This is a genomic window from Streptomyces rubrogriseus (assembly GCF_027947575.1).
Taxonomy (GTDB): domain Bacteria; phylum Actinomycetota; class Actinomycetes; order Streptomycetales; family Streptomycetaceae; genus Streptomyces; species Streptomyces rubrogriseus.
Window position 1 is genome coordinate 3,454,687 of record NZ_CP116256.1, and the last position, 17,859, is coordinate 3,472,545.

Consider the following 17,859-nt stretch of genomic DNA (forward strand, 5'->3'; position numbering starts at 1 on the left):
GAACGGTTGCCATGACTGCCAACCTCGACGCATCCACCACCTCACAGCCGAGTGGCAACACCCCGGAAGCCGGTCCGCCCGGTGGCCGGGGGCTCGTCGCGAAACTCGCCGCCATCGTCGTCGGCCTGACCGCCGCGATCACCCTCATGCTGTGCGCCTTCGGTCTGCCGTCCGCCAACGGCGGCCCCCACCACGCTCCGCTCGGCGTCACGGGCCCGCAGTCCGCGGTGGCCGCCGTGCAGAAGCAGCTCCCCGGCGACGACTGGGAGGTGACCGCGTACGGCGACTCCCGTGCCCTGGTCCGTGCCGTCGAGGAACGTGACGCCGTGGGCGGCCTCGCCTTCGACGGGGACGGCCTGACCGTCTACACGGCGACGGCGGGCGGCCAGATGATCAGCAACGCGATCAGCGGGCTCGGCACCGCGCTCGCCGAACAGCAGCACGTCTCCGCGACCGTCCACGACGTGGTGCCCTTCCCGAAGGACGACCCGCGGGGCACCGGACTCGCCTCCGCCGCGCTGCCGATGATCTTCGGCGGCATGCTGCCCGCCATCGCCCTGCTCCAGTTCTTCCCCGGCCACGCCAATCTGCGGACCCGTCTCGCCGGGGTCGTCGCCTTCGCGCTGGCCGGTGGAGCCGCCGTGACCGCCGTCCTCCAGTTCGGTATCGGCACCCTCGACGGCGACTACTGGGTCACATCCCTCGGTCTCGGGCTGGGCATGGCCGCGCTCGCCGTTCCGTTCCTCGGGCTGGAGTCGCTGCTCGGCTACGCCGGGTTCGGTGTGGGCTCCGTCGTGATGATGTTCCTCGGCAACCCGCTCTCCGGGCTCACCACCGGCCCGTACTGGCTGCCCGACGGCTGGTCCACGCTCGGTCAGCTCCTGCCGCCCGGCGCCTCCGGCAGCCTGCTGCGCGCCAACGCCTTCTACGACGGGACCGGCGCGGGCGGGCCGGCACTCGTCCTGGGCCTGTGGACCCTCGCCGGTGTCGCCCTCATGTTCGCCGCGGACCGTCGTCGCAACGGGAAGGCCGGAAGCAAGGCCGGCGACACTCCGGCGGCGGTGTGAGGGGAGTACAACCCTGAGTCGCCCTGGACGTCACCACCGTGACGCCCGAGCCGACTATGGCCACGCCCCGGCCCTCACCCCGCTCGTTCCCTTCACCAGGCGTCCGTGACGGCCGCCCACGACCAAGCCCGCACCCTCGCCACGACCTCCGCCGCACGAGGCGCGCCACCATGGGAAATACTCTGCGTATGAGCCCTCGCACTTCCCCGGTCAGCCCGCCGATCACGATACGGAGGGCCGTCGCGCGGGATGCCAAACGGCTCACTCGGCTCGTGCGCGGCTCAGGCGCCTACGCGGGCCAGTACGCGGCCGCGGTCGCGGGCTACCGGGTCGGGCCCGACTACATCGAAGCCCACCGTGTCTTCGTGGCCGTCGGTGCCGACGGCGCCGACGGCCAGGGAGGCCGGGTCCTCGGGTTCTACTCGCTCGTCCTCGCTCCACCGGAGCTCGACCTGCTGTTCGTCGCCGACGAAGCGCAGGGACGGGGTATCGGACGGCTGCTCGTCGCGCACATGCGGGCGGAGGCCCGAGCCGCCGGGCTCGACCGGGTCAGGGTCGTGTCGCATCTCCCCGCCGAGGGCTTCTACCACCGCGCCGGTGCGGTGCGGACCGGGACCGCTCTCGCGAGTCCGCCCGCGGTGCCCTGGGACCGTCCCGAATTCGAGTTCCGCGTCGCCCCGGAATGACCCCCGGCGCCTCCAACGCATCTACCGGCCCGTCGGCGGAGCGCACACGGGAGGGGCCGACCGGTCCGGCGGGTGAGCCGGGCCGGTCGGCCCCTGTCCGGCCGGTCAGTGGTGGCCGTGCGGACGCAGCCACTGCGGTCGGTGCGCGGCGGGGCGCCGGTGTCCGGCCGGCTCGGCCGCGTCGTTCGTGCTGCCCCGGCCTTCCAGCCGTCCGGCCATCGCATCGCGCTCGGCGGCGGCCTGCTCGGCGGTCTCACGGTCCCGGCGGCGCTTCTTGCCGCGGTGGCGTGCCAGGACGGTCCCGGCCAGGAGCATCCACATGCCCAGGCCGAAGATCAGTGTCAGGGCGATGCCGCCGAGAAACGCCCCGAGCGTACTGATCGTGAATGGCTCGCTCCCGAGCAGGGTCACGGTGTAGTCCGGACCGCCGGACAGGTTGTACGCGATCAGCAGGCCTGCGAAGGCGGCGGCGCCCGCCATGAGCAGGAGACCCAGCACCAGCATGTTCCTCACCTCGTCGCACGTGGATGTCCTCCACTCGGGTCACCATGAGGAATGGCGCAAAACGCACAACCTGGACATCGCCTCGGGTTCGTGCCGGAAACACCCCGTACGTAACGGGATGTCACCCCGGCCTCCGGCCAGGTGCGGCGGCGTCCTACCCTGGCCGTCGACTGCCGCTGCGGGCCGGCCGGCCCGTGCCCCCGATGCCCCGGAGTAGGAGACCAGTCTGTGGATCTGCGAGCTGCCCTGGCCGCACACCGCCTCGTCGCCATCGTGCGCGGAGACGACGCCGACGCCGCGCTGCGCACGGTGCTGACGCTGGCGGAGGAGGGCGTGGAACTCATCGAGGTGTCGTTGACCGGCAAGGACGCCCTCCGGGTCATAGAACGCGCCAGAGCGGCCCTCGGCCCCGACCGGCCCCTGGGCGCCGGGACGATCCTCGGCGCGGACGACGCGGTGGCCGCCCACCGGGCCGGCGCCGACTTCGCGGTCACGCCGGGGCTGGGGGAGGGGGTCACGGCGGCCCGCGAACGGGGCCTGCCCGTCCTGGCCGGTGTCATGACGCCCACCGACGTCATCACCGCGCGCGCCCTCGGCGCCACCGCGCTGAAGATCTTCCCGGCGGCCCAGGCGGGTGGACCCGCCTACGTGAAGGCGTTGCGCGGCCCCTTCCCGCACGAGACCCTCGTGCCCGTCGGCGGTGTCGACGAGGCGGCGGCCCGTGCCCATCTGGCGGCGGGTGCCACCGCGGTCGGGGTCGGCTCCCCGCTGATCGGTGACGCCGCCGACGGAGGCAGCCTCGACGGCCTCCGCACCCGGGCCCGCGCCTTCCGCGCCGCCGTACGGGAGACCCGTCCGTGACCGCCGCACGGCCCGCGCCCGAGGAGCACGACGACACCCCGGTACGCGGGCCCGGGGATGACGCGGCCGGTCCGGCCACGGGGCACTGGCGGCCGCCGCGGGGACCGGTGGTGTGTCTGGGGGAGACCATGGCGGCCATGGCCCCGGCCCCGTCGGACTCGCTGGACGACACCGAGTCCCTGCGCCTGTCGGTGGCGGGCGCCGAGTCGAACGTGGCCATGTACCTCGCGGACCTGGGCCTGCCCGTCTCCTGGCTCTCGGCACTCGGCGACGACGCGCTCGGCCGGCGGGTGCGGGCGGCCGTCGCGCGGGCGGGCGTGGACGTCTCCGGAGTGCGCACCGACCCGGCACGGCCGACCGGCCTGCTCCTGAAGGAGCCGGGCGCCGCCGGGACCCGCGTGCACTACTACCGCCGGGGTTCGGCGGCTTCGGCGCTCGGCCCCGACGTCCTGGACGACGAACGGTTCGGCGGGGCCGCCCTCCTCCACCTGACCGGGGTGACCCCGGCGCTTTCCCCGTCCTGCCGGGCCCTGGTGGAACGGGCACTGCGCACTCCGCCTGCGCGGCGCACCCACGCCGTCAGCTTCGACGTCAACCACCGCCCCGCGCTGTGGCCGCCGGACACGGCCGCCGAGGTGCTCCGGGACCTGGCCGACCGCGCCGACATCGCCTTCGTCGGCCTGGACGAGGCCCAGGACCTGTGGGGCGCCGGCCTGACCGCGCCGGACGTCCGCCGGCTGCTGAGCGGCCCGCGCGTCCTCGTCGTCAAGGACGGCGGGCGGAGCGCCACCGCGTTCACCGGGCAGGGCGCGTGCACCGTGCCCGCGCCGGCCACCGAGGTCGTGGAACCGGTGGGCGCGGGCGACGCGTTCGCCGCCGGATTCCTCGCCGGACTGTGGCGCGGTACGGACCTCACCCGGGCCCTGCGCCTGGGACACATCACCGCGGCGTCGGCGCTGAAGGTGGTGGGGGACCACGGGCCCCTGCCCGACGAGGACACCGTCGCGGCCATGCTGTCCCTCACCGAGCAGGACTGGTGCCGGGCACCGGTGTCGTAGGGCGTCAGCAGCACGCCCTGCTGGTGGCTCCGTCGACGACGAAACCGATCCCGATGCCGAGCATCCAGGTGTCCTTCGCCAGGGCCGTCCCGTCCTGCGTCGGGCGCAGGCTGCCCTCCTCGCGCATGCCCGGGGTGCGCAGGTACAGACCCACCAGCCCGGCCGAGAAGGCGGTCAGACCGATGCCCGCGACAGCCGTCGGCACGACCGGCAGGAGCAGCGCCGCACCGAGCGTGATCTCACCGGCGGAGAGCAGGCGCAGGAAGGTCGCCGGCCGCAGTCTGCCGAGGAACGGATAGGTGTTCTTCGCCATCCCGTGCATCATGGCGGCGGTCTGCTCATCGGCCCCCCGCTTGGCCAGGCCGGAATTGAGAATGAAGGCCCCGGTGGCGAGTCGCGGGGCGACGTGCCTGAGCTCGATGGGCAGACGCATGGGAACTCCTAGCGGCGATTCCTCGAAGACACGCCCAGGCTAGGACGGGCGCCCGACCCGCGCAGTGCGGGCGTCCGAGGCCTGCGCCGATCGGGTCACGGCGCCCCCGCCGCGTACGCCCGGGCCAGTACGACCGGATACTCCCGCCGCGGGACGACTCGGCGGCCGCCGACCGGCAGCGTGGGTGACGTGAAACTTGGCCGCCCCGCACGCAGGGCCTTTCTGGTCGTCCATGTCGTCGCCTCCGCCGCCTGGCTCGGGCTCACCCTCGGGCTGCTCGCGCTCGGCGTCACCGCGGCGACCGCCACCTCCCCGGTGGCGGTGGAGGCCGCCGTCCGCGGCATGCGGCTGTTCGCCGACCGGCTGCTGCTCCCCCTCGCCCTGCTCACCCTGGTGAGCGGACTGGTGCTGGCCCTGGGCACGCCGTGGGGCCTCGCCCGGCACCGGTGGGTGTACACCAAGTTCTGGCTGACCCTGGGCACAACCGTCGCCACGTTCTTCGCCCTGCGGCCCGGGGTGAACGCGGCGGTCGCCGCCGTGGCCGCCGGCCGGCCGCTGCCCGACGCGGGGGACGTGCTCTTCGGGCCGGCGGTCTCCCTGTCCGCCTACGTGTTCATGACGGTCCTCTCGCTCCTCAAGCCCTGGGGACTCACCCGCCGCGGCCGCCGGCTGCGCGAGCGGCCCTCGGCTGCACCGCTTCCGGGCGGTTCGTAGCATGAGGCCATGAACGGCACAGTCCCGGAGACCATGCGGGCGGCGTACATCGACGCCGTCGGACCGGCCGACGCCATCCGGTACGGAGAACTCGCCGTGCCGCCGGTGGGCCCCACGGACGTGCTCGTGCGGGTGGCGGCCGTCGCCGCCGACCCCGTGGACACCTTCGTACGGTCCGGTGCGTACGCCACACCGCTGCCGCTGCCCTTCGTCGTCGGCCGTGACCTGGTGGGCGAGGTCGCGGCGGCCGGGCCCGGCGCCGCCGGCCCCACCGTCGGGCAGCGGGTGTGGTGCAACAGCCTCGGGCACGCGGGCCGGCAGGGCTCCTTCGCCCAGTACGCGACGGTCGCCGCCGAACGCCTCTACCCGGCGCCGTCCGGCATCGACCCGGAGCACCTGGTGGCGGCCGCCCACCCGGCGGCCTCCGCCTGGCTCGCGCTGTTCCGGCACGGCCGGCTGCGGGCGGGGGAGACCGTGTACGTCGGGGGCGGCGCGGGGAACGTGGGCGGCGCCGCCGTCGCCCTGGCCTCCCGGGCCGGGGCCCGCGTGGTCGCCACGGCGCGTGCCGAGGACGCGGCGGCGGTCCGTGAGCTGGGCGCCGCCGAGGTCCTCGACCACCACGCGCCCGACCTCGGCGCCCGCGTGCGCGGGGCCGCCCCCGACGGCTACGACGTGCACCTGGACACGTCCGGGCACGGGGTGCTCGCCGACGCCGTGGACTCGCTGGCGCGGGGCGGGCGGCTGGTCGCGATGGTGGGACTGGGCGCCGGGCCGGCCGCGCTGTCCGTGGGCGGGCTCTACACGAAGGACGCGAGCATCGTCGGGTTCGCCATCAGCAACGCCACGACCGCCGACCTGGCCGAGGCGGCGCGGGGCGTCGTGGGCGTCCTCACCGACACCCCGTGGCGCCCGCGCATCGCCGACCGGCTGCCGCTGTCGATGACGGCCGAGGCCCACCGCAGGCTGGAGGCCGGCGAGGTACGGGGGCGTCTGGTCCTCAGGCCCTCCTGACCTCTTGATCGTCTTTCCGGCCGGCCCCGAGCGGTCCATGATGGGCATGTCGAAGGAAACCCGAGACCGAAGACCGGAACCCGAAACCCGTGACCAGAGCGTGGGGGTCCAGGAATGCGCCGTGAAGACCTGCCGGCACCTGAGTCGGGACTGCTGCTCACCCACTTCCTCACCGTGGCCGACGTGCCGCGCTCGCGTGCCTTCTACTCCGAGGTGCTCGGCGGCGAGGTCGTGCTCGCGGAGAACCCGTGCATCGTCAAGCTCGCGAACAGCTGGATCATCATGAACCCGGGCGGGGGACCGACGCCGGACAAACCCGACGTCACCCTGCGCCCGCCGGACGACCCCGGGGGGACGGCGACGAGCTTCCTCAACATCCGGGTGGCCGACATCGAGCGCTGCCACCGTGAGTGGAGCGCGCTCGGCGCCGAGTTCCTCACCCCGCCGATCGACCGGAAGGCCGAGCTGCGGTGCTACCTGCGCGACCCCGACGGATACCTGATCGAGGTCGGCCAGGCCACCGGGCTGCTGGAGGGCATCCTCGCCGATCCGCCCGCGGGCGGGGGCTGACCCCTCCTGCGGCTCCGGCAGGGCTGCTCAGGGCTGCGGACGGACGGTCAGCATCTGCTGGGCGTGACCCACGGGGCCGTCCAGGTCGTGCAGCACGGTGCTGGTGACGCCCTGACCGGTGGGCCCGAAGACGACGGTGGTGTCCAGGCCGGTCCAGCGCCCCCGCGGCGCGCGGTGCAGGTGCAGGGCCAGATCGACGTTCGGGAACATCCATTCCCGCGGCGACTGCCGCACCGCGATGCCGTTGGCCGTGTCGACCAGCGTGACGTAGGAGGCCAGCGGGCTCGCGCTCTCCCCGGCGACCAGGTCGAGGCCGGTGGAGACCCAGGCGGTGGTGCGACCGGGCCGGGGCGGGGCGAGCGGGCGCACGTCCAGGGAGGCGATGTATCCGCCGGGCCACTCGGTGTCCATCGGCCAGCGGGCCAGCGTGTCCGGCGACGCGAGCCGGTCGGCACCGCCGCCGGCGACGGCGCTCGTGTCCCCGTCGGCCAGCAGCCACGCCCTGGCCCGTGCCACCGACCGGTCCGCTATCAGCACGGTCGCCTCGACCAGCTCGATGGTGCGTCCCGGCCGGACGGTCTCCACCCGTATCTCGCACTCGTCGAGCGCCGGGCGGCCCAGGATGTCGAAGCTGATCCGGCTCAGTGACATGCCCGCACCGGCACGACCCGCCAGATGGCGGTCCACGGCGTGGACGATCAGACCCCCGAGCGGACTGAAGTGCTGCTCGTCCGCACTCCACGCGCCGCCCGCGTGCGGGGTGGGCTTGTAGCGGTGCTCGTCGATCCGCTCGTAGTAGCTGTCCGGGGTCGCTGTGCTGGTGTTCAACGGGCTGCTCCTGAAACGACGGCGGGGCCGCGACCAGGATAGTTCGGCGGCGAATCACCGCCCCGGCCGAGTGGGACGCCCCCGGCTGGGAACCCAGGTGGCCCGAATGCCGAAGGCGGGGGCGCGCAGGCGAAGGAGTACCACGATGGCGAAGAACCGCGACGACCGCGAGCGCCTGAAGAAGGGCGACAAGGTCACCTGGAGCAGCCACGGCTCCCGCACCGAGGGGGAGGTGGAGAAGAAGATCACCAAGCGTACCGAGGCGGCCGGCCGCACCGTGGACGCCTCCTCCGACGACCCGCAGTACCAGGTCCGCAGCGACAAGTCGGGCAGGTCGGCGGTGCACAAGCCGTCCGCGCTGAAGAAGAAGTGAGGCGCCATGGACGGCAACGAGCAGGACCGGACCCGGGACGACTTCCACGAACTGGTGAACATGACACCGGCCCGACTGGACCGGTGGCTCGACACCGACGAGTCGCGCGACGCCGGGCACCACCAGGACGGCGGGGAGTCCGTCGGACACGCCTCCGGACGCCGGATCGTCGAGATCCTGCACAAGAACAAGGGCGACCTCTCCGACGACGACTACGAGCACATGCGCAAGGTCGTCGGCTACGTCCGCCGCCACCTGGCCCAGCGCCCGTCGGGCGACGTCGAGGACACCCGGTGGCGGTACTCGCTCATGAACTGGGGCCACGACCCCCTGGCTCACCATGGATGACGACCCGCACCGGCGCCCCGAGGGAGTCAGCGACGAGACCGTCGAGGCCCTCGGGTCCCTGTCCAAGGCCCTGGAGACCACCGAGTGCGCCCGCGGCCACCTGTTCGCCTTCCACCAGCACACCGGCTCGGCGGACTTCGAACTCGACCGCGCCGTCGAGCTGCTGCGCGCCGCGGGGCACCCGGAGCTGGCGGAACGGGTGCGCACCGAGATCCTGGGCCGCAACGTGATCCCCGGCCACTGGACGTTCCAGATCGTCGACGCCTACGACCGGACGTACTACCAGCCGTTCCGGGACCTGGAGCGGGACGCGGTGGCGCGTCTCGCCGAGGGCCGCCGCCACCTGTACGAGGCGGAGCTGAAGGAGGTCCGCCGGACCCGGAACCACCCGGACCACACCTCCCGGCCGGACGGCCCCCGCGGCTGACCGTTCCCCCGCCCCGGCCCGGGGCTCAGTCGCGTCCGCGGGCCCGCTTGAAGCGGTCCAGGCCCTCGGAGAGGTCGACGATCGGGTCGGGGTAGGCGTCGTACGCGGCACGCTCCCCCGCCGGCAGCCGCCACGGCTCGTGCACGGAGCGGCCCGCCAGCCCGGCCAGCTCGGGCACCCAGCGCCGGACGTACGCCCCGTCGGGGTCGAACCGCCGCGCCTGCGTGGTCGGGTTGAGGACCCGGTGCGGCCGGGTGTCGGTACCGGTGCCCGCGGCCCACTGCCAGTTCAGCTGGTTGTTGGCCACGTCGCCGTCCGCGAGCAGCCCCAGGAAGTGCCGGGCGCCGACCCGCCAGTCCACGTACAGCGTCTTGGTGAGGAAACTGGCGACCAGCAGTCGGCCCCGGTTGTGCATCCACCCCTCGTGCCGCAGCTGGCGCATCGCGGCGTCCACGACCGGGTAGCCCGTGCGCCCGTCCCGCCACGCGGCGGCGTCCGCCTCGGCGGCCGCGCCGGTGCGCCAGCGGTCGTGCCGGGTGCGGTAGTCGGCGGCCGACGCGTGCGGGCGGGCGGCCAGCACCTGGTGGTGGAAGTCCCGCCAGGCCAGCTGCCGCACGAACGCCTCGGCTCCGGGGCCGCCCGCACGCCGGGCCCGGTGGACCAGCTCGACGGGGGAGAGGGCGCCCAGGTGCAGGTCGGGGGAGAGTCGGGAGGTGGCGTCGCCGGCCAGGTCGTCGTGGTGGTCCGCGTAGCCGGCGATGCCGCCGCGCAGCCACGCCGTCAGGCGCTTCCTGGCGTCCCGTTCCCCGCCGGTCGCCAGCCCGGGGGACAGCCCCGTCAGGTCCCCGCGGGCGGGCAGCGGCTCCGAGCCGACGCCGTCCGGGACCCGGACCCCCCGCGGGGCGGCCAGCGGCTCGCGGACGGCTCGCTCGCTCCAGCGCCGGAAGTACGGCGTGAAGACCGCGAAGTGGTCGGAGGAGGCCGGGGTGACGGATCCCGGGGCCAGCACGGTGGTCACGGCGTCGTGCACGTGCAGTCGGCAGCCCCGCGCCGACAGGGCGGACCGCAGGAGCTCCTCGCGCCGGTGCGCGTGCGCGCTGACGTCGGCCGCCAGGTGCACCTCGTCGGCCTCCGCCTCCCCGGCCACCGCGCACACCTCCTCGACCAGGTCGCCGGAGCGGACGACCAGCCGCCCGCCCCGGTCCCGCAGCCCGGCGTTCAGGTCCCGCAGACAGTCGGCGAGGAGGGCGAGCCGGTTGGGTGCGGCGAAACCGGCGGCGTCCACGGCCCGGTCGCGGACGAACAGCGGCACCACGGCATCGGAGCGGTCCAGGGCCGCGCGCAGCGGCGGATGGTCGTGCAGCCGCAGATCGCGGGTGAACAGGACGACCGACGTGGCCATGGCGCTCCTCGCGGGGGGTGTCGGGCGGGCGACGGTACCGGACCGGCGGTCCCCCGGCGCGGGGACGCGCTGACCACCGGCGCGCCCGGGCGGTGCGCCCGCCCGCGCCGCCCGGCCGGGCTCAGGATCCGGTGACGTCGGGTACCGGGCGCGGCGGTCCGGCGGCGCGGGCGGCGGCGCGGGCGATGTTGCGGGCCATGCCGCCGAAGACCACGGCGTGGAAGGGCCACACGCTCCACCAGTAGGCATGGCCCGCCAGCCCGTGCGGATGGAACAGCGCCCGCTGGCGGTACCGCGTCCGCCCGGCGTCGTCCGTCTCGGCGTACATCTCCAGCCAGGCGAGTCCCGGCAGCCGCATCTCGGCGCGCAGCCGCAGCAGCCGCCCGGGGACGATCTCCTCCACCCGCCAGAAGTCGAGCGAGTCGCCGACCCGCAGCCGCGCGGCGTCCCGGCGCCCCCGGCGCAGGCCCACCCCGCCCACCAGCCGGTCCAGCCAGCCCCGTACCGCCCAGGCCAGGGGGAAGGAGTACCAGCCGTGGTCGCCGCCGATGCCCTCCACGACCCGCCACAGCGCGTCCGGCGGCGCGTCGACGGTCAGCGCGCGGTCGTCGGTGTAGAGGCTGCCGCCGGCCCAGTCGGGGTCGGTGGGCAGCGGGTCGCTGGGCGCCCCCGGCACGGACGCGGACGACCAGCGGGTGGTGACCCGGGCCTCGCGCACCCGTTGCAGGGCCAGCCGCAGCGCGTCGTCGAAGCCGAGGGGGTAGCCCGGCGGCGGCGGCACGTACCGCACGATGTCGTTCTCGCCGCACACCACCTCGTGCCGCAGCGACTCGGTGAGCGGGCGCGCGATGGCCGCCGGGACCGGTGTGACCAGCCCGACCCAGTGGCTGGACAGCCCGGGGGACAGCATCGGCACCGGCAGGATCAGCCGTCTGGGCAGCTCGGCGACCCTGGCGTAGCGCTCCATCATCTCCCGGTAGGTCAGGATGTCCGGGCCGCCGACGTCGAAGGTCCGGGACACCTCGTCCGGCATGGTCGCGCTGCCCACCAGGGCGCGCAGCACGTCCCGCACGGCGACCGGCTGGATGCGCGTGTGGACCCAGCTGGGCGTGACCATGACCGGCAGCCGCTCGGTGAGGTAGCGCAGCATCTCGAAGGACGCCGACCCGGAGCCGATGACGACGGCCGCGCGCAGCACCGTCGTGGGCACGCCGGAGGCCAGCAGGATCCGGCCCACCTCGGCGCGGGAACGCAGGTGCGCAGACAGCTCGCCCTCCGGCACCCCGGCCGGGGTCAGACCGCCCAGGTAGACGATGCGCCGCACGCCCGCCGCCTTGGCCCGCGTGGCGAAGGTGCGCGCCGCCCGCCGGTCGGTGGCCTCGAAGTCGTCGCCGGTACCGAGTGCGTGCACCAGGTAGTAGGCGACGTCGACGCCCTCCATCGCCCGCGCCACCGAGTCGGCGTCGGTCACGTCGCCGTGCACCACCTCCGCCCGTCCTGCCCACGGGTGGTCGCGGAGCTTGTGCGGGGAGCGGGCCAGGCACCGCACCCGGTGTCCGGCGTCCAGCAGCTCGGGCACGAGACGCCCCCCGACGTATCCCGTCGCCCCGGTGACCAGACAGCGCGGGCCCGCCCCGCTGCCCGCCCCACTCGTCCGGTCGGGTCCTTCGTCTGCCTGGCTCATGCGGCTCCGTCGCTCGCGGGACAGTCGTCACCGTGACCCCTTCCCCCGAAGGGGACGGGGTTGACGCGTCCGGGCCCAGGTCGACCCTTCTATACGCTGATCACGTGGCGACAGCGAACCAGCGCGGACAGCACGCGCACGAGCGGGGGGCCGGATCCGGCCCCGAGGCGAGCGACCTGCACGTCCTCGCCGTCCAGCTGCGGCGGATGAACGGCGAGATCAACCGCGTCGTGCACGGTTTCGCCGGTGCCCACACGCTGCACGCCACCGACATCCAGGCCCTCGCGGCGATCCTGGACGCGCCCGAACCCATGACGCCGGGACGGCTGCGCCGGCACCTGGGGCTGACCTCGGGCGCGGTGACGGCGTGCGTGGACCGGCTGGAGCGCGCCGGACACGTGCGCCGGGTCCGGGAGAGCGCCGACCGCCGGGTCGTCCACCTGCACTACGTGCCCGAGGCCCGGGAGGCGGCCCGACGGTACTTCCGTCCGCTGGCCGACGCCGCCGTAGCCGCCCGCGCGCACTTCGACGACGGCGAACTGGCCGTCGTGGCCCGTTTCCTGGCGGCGTTGAACGAGGAGCTGAGCCAGGTGGCGTCGGACGACCGCTGAGCCGGCCGCCGCCCCGGCGGACGGCGGCGTGTCGCGGCGCCCGGCGCCCGAGGGCACCCGAAAATAACTCGATGATTGAGATTGTTTATGATCGAGCTGCATTTGGTGCCAGCGCCCCCCGAGATTTGGAGACCCGACACCGATGTCCACCCCTCCCACCCGTCCCGAAGTGCCCGACGCGCCCGTTGGCTCGTCCCGGTGCTGCTCCTCCTGGTCTGGCTCGTCGTCGGCGGAGCGCTCGGCCCCTACGCCGGCAAGCTCGGCGAGGTCGCCACCAACGACCAGGCCTCCTTCCTGCCCCGTAGCGCGGAGTCCACGCGGGTCGTCGACGCGCAGCAGGCCTTCCAGCAGGACGAGACGCTCCCCGTGATCGTCGTCTGGACCGCAGACGGCGACGGCGACGCCGCGGTCACCGCGCACCAGCAGGCCGCCACCCGCTCGGTCGCGGGCCTCGAAGGCGACCCGGGGATCGTCGGACCCGCGAGCCCCGCGCTGCCCTCGGAGGACGGCCGGGCACTCCAGGCCGTCGTCCAGGTCGAGCCGGACCTCGGCGAACGGCTCCCGGACGTGCTGGCGGACATCGGTGACGCCGCCGGGCAGGTCCCCGGCACCCAGGCGCAGCTCGCCGGGCCCGCGGCCTCCCAGGCCGACCTCTCCGACGCCTTCGCGGGCATCGACGGACTGCTGCTCGCCGTCGCGCTGATCACGGTCCTGGTGATCCTGCTGCTCGTCTACCGCAGCGTGCTGCTGCCCCTGGTCATCATCCTGAGCGCGGTCTTCGCACTGGCCCTGTCGTGCGCCATCGTCTACGCCCTGGCCGACCGCGACGTCGTACGCGTCGACGGACAGGTCCAGGGCATCCTCTCCATCCTGGTCATCGGCGCCGCCACCGACTACGCGCTGCTGCTCACCGCCCGCTTCCGCGAGGAGCTCGCCCGCCACCCGGACCGCTTCGGCGCCGTGCGCGCCGCGCTGCGCGACTCCTGGGGCGCCGTCGTCGCCAGTGCGGCCACCGTCGCGCTCGGCCTGCTGGCCCTGCTGCTCAGCGACCTGACCAACAACCGCGCGCTCGGGCCCGTCGGTGCCATCGGCATCGTCTGCTCGGTGCTGAGCACGCTCACCTTCCTGCCCGCCGTCCTGGTGCTGCTCGGCAAGGTCGCCTACTGGCCGGCCAAGCCGGTGCGGACCGGCGACCCGGAGGCCGGACACCGGCTGTGGCACCGTGTCGCGGCGCTCGTGGACCGCGCTCCGCGCCGCATCTGGGCCGTCTCACTGGCCGCGCTGCTCGCCTGCGCCGCCTTCGCACCGACCCTCAGCTCCAAGGGCGTCCCGCTCGACGAGATCTTCGTGAACGACACGCCCTCGGTCGCCGCCCAGCAGACCCTCGCCGAACACTTCCCCGGCGGTTCCGGCAACCCCGCCGTCGTCATCGCCGAGGCCGACCGCCTCGACCCGGTCCTCCGGGCCGCCCGCGCCACCGACGGCGTCGCCTCGGCCGCCCCGGTGACCGACTCCGGCCGACCCGGCGCCGGTACGCCCCTGGTGGTCGACGGACGCGTACGCGTCGACGCGACGCTCGAGGCGCCCGCCGACAGCGACGCCGCCAAGAGCACGGTGGTCCTGCTGCGGGCCGCCGTCCACGAGGTCTCCGGGGCGGACGCCCTCGTCGGCGGCTACACCGCCCAGCAGTACGACACCCAGGAGACCGCGGCCGAGGACCGCACCCTCATCGTGCCGGTGGTCCTCGCCATCATCCTGGTCATCCTGGTCCTGCTGCTGCGCTCCCTGCTGATGCCCGTGCTGCTGGTGGCGACGGTGGCGCTGAACTTCCTGGCCACCCTGGGCGTCTCGGCGCTCGTCTTCACCCATGTGTTCGGCTTCAGCGGCACCGACGCCTCCGTCCCGCTGTACGGCTTCGTCTTCCTCGTGGCCCTGGGAGTGGACTACAACATCTTCCTCATGTCCCGGGTGCGGGAGGAAGCGCTGCGCCACGGCGTGCGCGAGGGCATCCTGCGCGGGCTGACCGCCACCGGCGGCGTGATCACCTCGGCCGGCGTCGTCCTCGCCGCCACCTTCGCCGCGCTCGGGGTGATCCCGCTCGCCTTCCTGCTGCAGATCGCCTTCATCGTGGCCTTCGGCGTCCTGCTGGACACGCTGGTGGTGCGCTCCCTGCTGGTCCCGGCACTCGCCCGCGACATCGGCGCCGTCGCCTGGTGGCCCGGGCGGCTCGGACACCGGACCCGGGCGGGACGGGACTGAGCCGCCGCGCCCCGGCCGTCACGCCCGCGGACGCCGCTCCGACGGGCGCACGGTGCCGAGGAAGCGCCGTACGTCGATCTCGATGACGACCCGCTCCGGGTTCGCCCGGGGCTGCCGGTAGCGGGCCGCGTAGCGGGTCTCCGCGTCGCGGACCGCCCCGGCGTCGTCGCGCACGCGGGCCACGCCCTCCAGCGTGGACCAGCGCCGGCCGTCCACCTGGCCCACGGCGACGACCGCCCCGGCGGCCCGTCGCACGTTGCGCGCCTTCGCGGTGTCCCGGCTCGTGATCACCCGCGCCGTGCGGGTGGCGTGGTCGTACGTCACCCCGACCGGGACCAGGTGCGGCGTGCCGTCGGCCCGCCGCGTCGACAGGAAGCACACCCGGCGTTCCTGCCAGAACCTGACGAACTCGTCGTCCGCCTCGTGCTGTTCCCCGGCGTCCATCCACTCTCCTCGGCCGTGCCACGTGTGTCCCGTGCGCACCAGCATCACCCGGCGGGCCGTCCGGCCGCTCGGCGGGGTGCGTGCGGTCCGCCGACCCGCCGGTTGGCCGACCCGCCGGTTCTCCGGCGTGCCGGAGAGCGGTGTCAGGCGGCGTCGCGGTCGGAGGCCCGGCCCGCGCCGGTCCTGCGGTCCGCGCCGCTCCCGCCGCCCGGGAGGAGACGCAGATGCCTGCGCCGGGCGTGCCGGGGCGGGTCCGGATCACCGAACAGCCGGTCCTCCAGATACGTCATGGTGAACAGCAGCAGGCCCAGTGCGGGCAGCAGCAGGACGGCAACGGTGACCACGCCGGGGGACCCCTTCCGCCGAGGGACGACGCCGGGCGGGTGCCCCGACGGGCGCCGGTGAAAGCCGTCATGTTCGCGCGGCGGTTGGGTAGGCGGCTCCGACGACGGACAAGACGCCCCCGAGGAACGGAGCAGCCGAGCCGATGTCGCACACCTCCCCGCCCGCCGAACCGGCCACGAACCCGCAACTGGCGGGCTCGTGGTCGGACTGGGTCGGCGAGCACACCACGGCACTGATCGGGATACCGCTGCGCATCGTGCTCATCGTCGTGATCCTGCTCGTGCTGCGCGCGGTGGCCAAGCGGGCCATCACCCGGGTCGTCCAGCGGGTCCTGGAACCGTCGGCGGGCGAGGCCGAACGCAGCCGCCCCCGCAGGACGTCCCGCGGAGCCGCGGTTTTGCACCGCGACCGGTCCCGGGCGCGGCAACGCCGGGAACAGCGGGCCCGCACCATCGGCTCGGTGCTCAGCAGCGCCGTCACCATCGTGCTGTTCATGGTCGGCGTGGCCATGGTGCTCGACCAGGTCGGCATCGCACTCGGCCCGCTGCTGGCCAGCGCCGGGGTGGTCGGCCTGGCCATCGGTTTCGGCGCCCAGAGCCTGGTCGCGGACTACCTGTCCGGGCTGCTCATCATGGTCGAGGACCAGTACGGCGTGGGCGACTCGGTCGACCTCGGCGAGGCCGTCGGCGAGGTGGAGCACGTCGGCCTGCGCCTCACCCACGTCCGCGACCTCAACGGCGGCCTGTGGCACATCCGCAACGGCGAGATCCTGCGGGTCCGCAACGACAGCCAGGAGTGGGCCCGCGCCGTCCTGGACGTCGCCGTGTCCCACGACGCGAACCTCGACACCGTCTACCGCGTGCTGGAGGACACCGGCCGCGCGCTGCGCGAGGAGCCGGACTTCGCGGACGTCCTGCTGGAGGACCCGGCGGTGTGGGGCGTGCAGTCCCTGGACGCCGACGGCGTGCTGGTGCGCCTCGCCGTCAAGACGGTGCCGCTCCAGCAGTGGGGCGTCACCCGCGAACTGCGCCGCCGGGCCAAGGAGGCGCTGGACGACGCGGGCGTCGAGATCCCCTTCCCGCGCCGGGCGGTGTGGGTGCGCACCGACGGCGCCGGCGGCGACGCGGAGGCGCTCACGCGCTGACGGAGTCGCCCGGCGACGCGGTTTTGCCGTTCCGGCAAACATCTTTGGCGCCTCCCGACCGGGCGGGGCAGCCTGCACACGGGGTGCGCGGTCCTCGCGCGCCCCGCCGAGCCGACCACCGCGCCCGCCCCAGGAGGCACCATGACCGACATCCCCGCGCCGGCTCCCGCCGCGGAATTCTGGGAAGCCCGCTACCGCGACACCGGCCGCGTCTGGAGCGGCCGCCCCAACGAGCTGCTGGTCCAGGAGGCGGCCGAACTCACCCCCGGCACCGCGCTCGACCTCGGCTGCGGCGAGGGGGCGGACGCCGTGTGGCTGGCCTCGCGCGGCTGGCGGGTCACCGGCGCGGACATCTCCGCCACCGCCCTCGAACGCGCCGCCGGGCACGCCGCCGAGGCCGGGGTCGGCGACCGCGTCGCCTGGGAACGCCACGAGCTGGGACCCTCGTTCCCCGAGGGCTCCTTCGACCTGGTGAGCGCCCACTACCTGCAGTCCCCGGTCGCCCTCGACCAGCAGACGGTGCTGCGCGCCGCCGCGCGGGCCGTGGCAGCGGGCGGCACCCTGCTGGTCGTCATGCACGCCGGCTGGCCCTCCTGGCAGACCGAACCGCCGTTCGACGCTGTCTTCCCCACCCTGGACGGCGTCCTCGCCGAACTCGCCCTGCCCGAGGGGGAGTGGAGCGTCGAGACGCGTCGGACCGCTCGTCGGCCGAGCGTCTCGCCCGACGGTGTCGAGGGTTTCCGCGAGGACCACGTGTGGCGGCTGCGGCGGGCCTGAGGTCGTTGAACGAGTTACCTCCCGAGAATTTTGTGAAGAAAGGCATGTTCTGGGACTTATCGGACACCCTTGGAGGTGAAGGCCATTTGGCTACCAGAGGGAGATGGTGAAATGCCTTCCAAGGACAAGGTGCTCGAGGAAGTCACCCGCACCGAGAACATCGACATCGACGCGGCACTCGACCCCGCCGAGCCTGACGGAGTCTTCCGCGACAGTCGCGAGTGCGCCGCGCTCGCCCTGCAGTCGGGAGGCACCAGCCTCCTGCTCTCGCCGCCGACCCCGCGCCCGAAGAAGGGCTGACGGACCGACGGGA

The 17,859-nt window shown here is 74.3% G+C and carries 22 protein-coding genes; 15 read left to right on the forward strand and 7 right to left on the reverse strand.

What is annotated here, in order from left to right; translation table 11 throughout:
- Positions 1-11 precede the first annotated feature (11 nt).
- Entirely contained in the window at positions 12-1,067 is a 1,056-nt protein-coding gene (locus tag Sru02f_RS15740; RefSeq protein WP_167469380.1) for a hypothetical protein, read from the forward strand.
- Between the two features lie 188 nt (positions 1,068-1,255).
- Positions 1,256-1,753 (forward strand): GNAT family N-acetyltransferase, encoded by a 498-nt coding sequence (locus tag Sru02f_RS15745; RefSeq protein WP_167469381.1) that lies wholly within the window; start codon positions 1,256-1,258, stop codon positions 1,751-1,753.
- A 105-nt stretch (positions 1,754-1,858) separates the two neighbouring features.
- On the opposite strand, the gene Sru02f_RS15750 is transcribed toward Sru02f_RS15745, so the two are convergent.
- A complete protein-coding gene (locus Sru02f_RS15750; protein ID WP_011027392.1) occupies positions 1,859-2,257 on the reverse strand; it encodes a hypothetical protein in 399 nt (132 codons plus the stop codon).
- A 228-nt stretch (positions 2,258-2,485) separates the two neighbouring features.
- Here Sru02f_RS15750 and Sru02f_RS15755 point away from each other — a divergent pair, with 228 nt between their 5' ends.
- Both Sru02f_RS15755 and Sru02f_RS15760 read left to right on the forward strand, forming a co-directional pair.
- Positions 2,486-3,118: a bifunctional 4-hydroxy-2-oxoglutarate aldolase/2-dehydro-3-deoxy-phosphogluconate aldolase gene (locus tag Sru02f_RS15755; protein WP_109030648.1), complete on the forward strand. Its 633-nt coding sequence runs from the start codon at positions 2,486-2,488 to the stop codon at positions 3,116-3,118.
- Positions 3,115-4,176, forward strand: a complete 1,062-nt coding sequence (locus Sru02f_RS15760) for a sugar kinase (protein WP_109030649.1) — start codon at positions 3,115-3,117, stop codon at positions 4,174-4,176. Before Sru02f_RS15755 ends, Sru02f_RS15760 begins: the two co-directional genes overlap by 4 nt.
- Before the next feature lie 4 nt (positions 4,177-4,180).
- Here Sru02f_RS15760 and Sru02f_RS15765 read toward each other — a convergent pair whose 3' ends face one another.
- Entirely contained in the window at positions 4,181-4,609 is a 429-nt protein-coding gene (locus Sru02f_RS15765; RefSeq protein ID WP_109030650.1) for a hypothetical protein, read from the reverse strand.
- A gap of 189 nt (positions 4,610-4,798) precedes the next feature.
- Here Sru02f_RS15765 and Sru02f_RS15770 point away from each other — a divergent pair, with 189 nt between their 5' ends.
- From Sru02f_RS15770 to Sru02f_RS15780, 3 genes are all read left to right on the forward strand, one after another.
- Positions 4,799-5,323, forward strand: a complete 525-nt coding sequence (locus tag Sru02f_RS15770; RefSeq protein WP_109030651.1) for a DUF2269 domain-containing protein — start codon at positions 4,799-4,801, stop codon at positions 5,321-5,323.
- A 9-nt stretch (positions 5,324-5,332) separates the two neighbouring features.
- Positions 5,333-6,334, forward strand: coding sequence for an NADPH:quinone reductase (locus Sru02f_RS15775; RefSeq protein WP_109030652.1), 1,002 nt, complete (start codon positions 5,333-5,335; stop codon positions 6,332-6,334).
- Positions 6,335-6,448: 114 nt separating this feature from the next.
- The gene (locus Sru02f_RS15780; RefSeq protein ID WP_109030653.1) at positions 6,449-6,904 is read left to right on the forward strand and encodes a VOC family protein; all 456 of its coding nucleotides are present in this window, start codon (positions 6,449-6,451) and stop codon (positions 6,902-6,904) included.
- Positions 6,905-6,931: 27 nt separating this feature from the next.
- Here Sru02f_RS15780 and Sru02f_RS15785 read toward each other — a convergent pair whose 3' ends face one another.
- Positions 6,932-7,732: a thioesterase family protein gene (locus Sru02f_RS15785; RefSeq protein WP_109030654.1), complete on the reverse strand. Its 801-nt coding sequence runs from the start codon at positions 7,730-7,732 to the stop codon at positions 6,932-6,934.
- A gap of 145 nt (positions 7,733-7,877) precedes the next feature.
- On the opposite strand from Sru02f_RS15785, the gene Sru02f_RS15790 reads away from it, so the two are divergent.
- From Sru02f_RS15790 to Sru02f_RS15800, 3 genes are read left to right on the forward strand one after another with little or no spacing between them, the layout of a single operon-like run.
- A complete protein-coding gene (locus Sru02f_RS15790; RefSeq protein WP_159107507.1) occupies positions 7,878-8,105 on the forward strand; it encodes a hypervirulence associated TUDOR domain-containing protein in 228 nt (75 codons plus the stop codon).
- A 6-nt stretch (positions 8,106-8,111) separates the two neighbouring features.
- Positions 8,112-8,453, forward strand: coding sequence for a DUF3140 domain-containing protein (locus tag Sru02f_RS15795; RefSeq protein WP_109030656.1), 342 nt, complete (start codon positions 8,112-8,114; stop codon positions 8,451-8,453).
- Positions 8,446-8,880: a hypothetical protein gene (locus Sru02f_RS15800; RefSeq protein ID WP_011027385.1), complete on the forward strand. Its 435-nt coding sequence runs from the start codon at positions 8,446-8,448 to the stop codon at positions 8,878-8,880. The genes Sru02f_RS15795 and Sru02f_RS15800 overlap by 8 nt, the downstream gene beginning before the upstream one ends.
- 25 nt (positions 8,881-8,905) lie before the next feature.
- Here Sru02f_RS15800 and Sru02f_RS15805 read toward each other — a convergent pair whose 3' ends face one another.
- Positions 8,906-10,282, reverse strand: a complete 1,377-nt coding sequence (locus tag Sru02f_RS15805; RefSeq protein ID WP_109030657.1) for a cryptochrome/photolyase family protein — start codon at positions 10,280-10,282, stop codon at positions 8,906-8,908.
- Positions 10,283-10,403: 121 nt separating this feature from the next.
- Positions 10,404-11,966: an SDR family oxidoreductase gene (locus Sru02f_RS15810; RefSeq protein ID WP_109030658.1), complete on the reverse strand. Its 1,563-nt coding sequence runs from the start codon at positions 11,964-11,966 to the stop codon at positions 10,404-10,406.
- 104 nt (positions 11,967-12,070) lie between these two features.
- Between Sru02f_RS15810 and Sru02f_RS15815 the strand changes: the two genes are divergently transcribed.
- Positions 12,071-12,577 carry a MarR family winged helix-turn-helix transcriptional regulator gene (locus Sru02f_RS15815; RefSeq protein WP_109030659.1) on the forward strand — a complete coding sequence of 169 codons (507 nt, stop codon included), beginning with the start codon at positions 12,071-12,073 and terminating at the stop codon, positions 12,575-12,577.
- A gap of 198 nt (positions 12,578-12,775) precedes the next feature.
- Positions 12,776-14,836 (forward strand): MMPL family transporter, encoded by a 2,061-nt coding sequence (locus Sru02f_RS15820; RefSeq protein ID WP_373103465.1) that lies wholly within the window; start codon positions 12,776-12,778, stop codon positions 14,834-14,836.
- An 18-nt stretch (positions 14,837-14,854) separates the two neighbouring features.
- Here Sru02f_RS15820 and Sru02f_RS15825 read toward each other — a convergent pair whose 3' ends face one another.
- On the reverse strand, positions 14,855-15,280 hold the full coding sequence (locus Sru02f_RS15825) for a PPOX class F420-dependent oxidoreductase (RefSeq protein ID WP_109030661.1): 426 nt from the start codon (positions 15,278-15,280) through the stop codon (positions 14,855-14,857).
- A 143-nt stretch (positions 15,281-15,423) separates the two neighbouring features.
- Positions 15,424-15,624: a hypothetical protein gene (locus Sru02f_RS15830; protein WP_016325263.1), complete on the reverse strand. Its 201-nt coding sequence runs from the start codon at positions 15,622-15,624 to the stop codon at positions 15,424-15,426.
- 143 nt (positions 15,625-15,767) lie between these two features.
- Here Sru02f_RS15830 and Sru02f_RS15835 point away from each other — a divergent pair, with 143 nt between their 5' ends.
- The 3 genes from Sru02f_RS15835 (at position 15,768) to Sru02f_RS15845 (ending at position 17,846) form a co-directional block, all read left to right on the forward strand.
- On the forward strand, positions 15,768-16,769 hold the full coding sequence (locus Sru02f_RS15835; RefSeq protein WP_109030662.1) for a mechanosensitive ion channel family protein: 1,002 nt from the start codon (positions 15,768-15,770) through the stop codon (positions 16,767-16,769).
- Between the two features lie 141 nt (positions 16,770-16,910).
- On the forward strand, positions 16,911-17,546 hold the full coding sequence (locus tag Sru02f_RS15840) for a class I SAM-dependent methyltransferase (protein ID WP_109030663.1): 636 nt from the start codon (positions 16,911-16,913) through the stop codon (positions 17,544-17,546).
- A gap of 111 nt (positions 17,547-17,657) precedes the next feature.
- Positions 17,658-17,846: a hypothetical protein gene (locus Sru02f_RS15845; protein WP_003978025.1), complete on the forward strand. Its 189-nt coding sequence runs from the start codon at positions 17,658-17,660 to the stop codon at positions 17,844-17,846.
- Positions 17,847-17,859: the final 13 nt, after the last annotated feature.

Coding starts and splice junctions, on each gene's coding strand:
- Sru02f_RS15740 (WP_167469380.1), top strand. CDS start 12: ATGACTGCCAACCTCGACGCATCCACCACCTCACAGCCGAGTGGCAAC.
- Sru02f_RS15745 (WP_167469381.1), top strand. CDS start 1,256: ATGAGCCCTCGCACTTCCCCGGTCAGCCCGCCGATCACGATACGGAGG.
- Sru02f_RS15750 (WP_011027392.1), bottom strand. CDS start 2,257: ATGCTGGTGCTGGGTCTCCTGCTCATGGCGGGCGCCGCCGCCTTCGCA.
- Sru02f_RS15765 (WP_109030650.1), bottom strand. CDS start 4,609: ATGCGTCTGCCCATCGAGCTCAGGCACGTCGCCCCGCGACTCGCCACC.
- Sru02f_RS15775 (WP_109030652.1), top strand. CDS start 5,333: ATGAACGGCACAGTCCCGGAGACCATGCGGGCGGCGTACATCGACGCC.
- Sru02f_RS15780 (WP_109030653.1), top strand. CDS start 6,449: ATGCGCCGTGAAGACCTGCCGGCACCTGAGTCGGGACTGCTGCTCACC.
- Sru02f_RS15790 (WP_159107507.1), top strand. CDS start 7,878: ATGGCGAAGAACCGCGACGACCGCGAGCGCCTGAAGAAGGGCGACAAG.
- Sru02f_RS15795 (WP_109030656.1), top strand. CDS start 8,112: ATGGACGGCAACGAGCAGGACCGGACCCGGGACGACTTCCACGAACTG.
- Sru02f_RS15800 (WP_011027385.1), top strand. CDS start 8,446: ATGGATGACGACCCGCACCGGCGCCCCGAGGGAGTCAGCGACGAGACC.
- Sru02f_RS15805 (WP_109030657.1), bottom strand. CDS start 10,282: ATGGCCACGTCGGTCGTCCTGTTCACCCGCGATCTGCGGCTGCACGAC.
- Sru02f_RS15810 (WP_109030658.1), bottom strand. CDS start 11,966: ATGAGCCAGGCAGACGAAGGACCCGACCGGACGAGTGGGGCGGGCAGC.
- Sru02f_RS15825 (WP_109030661.1), bottom strand. CDS start 15,280: ATGGACGCCGGGGAACAGCACGAGGCGGACGACGAGTTCGTCAGGTTC.
- Sru02f_RS15835 (WP_109030662.1), top strand. CDS start 15,768: ATGTCGCACACCTCCCCGCCCGCCGAACCGGCCACGAACCCGCAACTG.
- Sru02f_RS15840 (WP_109030663.1), top strand. CDS start 16,911: ATGACCGACATCCCCGCGCCGGCTCCCGCCGCGGAATTCTGGGAAGCC.
- Sru02f_RS15845 (WP_003978025.1), top strand. CDS start 17,658: ATGCCTTCCAAGGACAAGGTGCTCGAGGAAGTCACCCGCACCGAGAAC.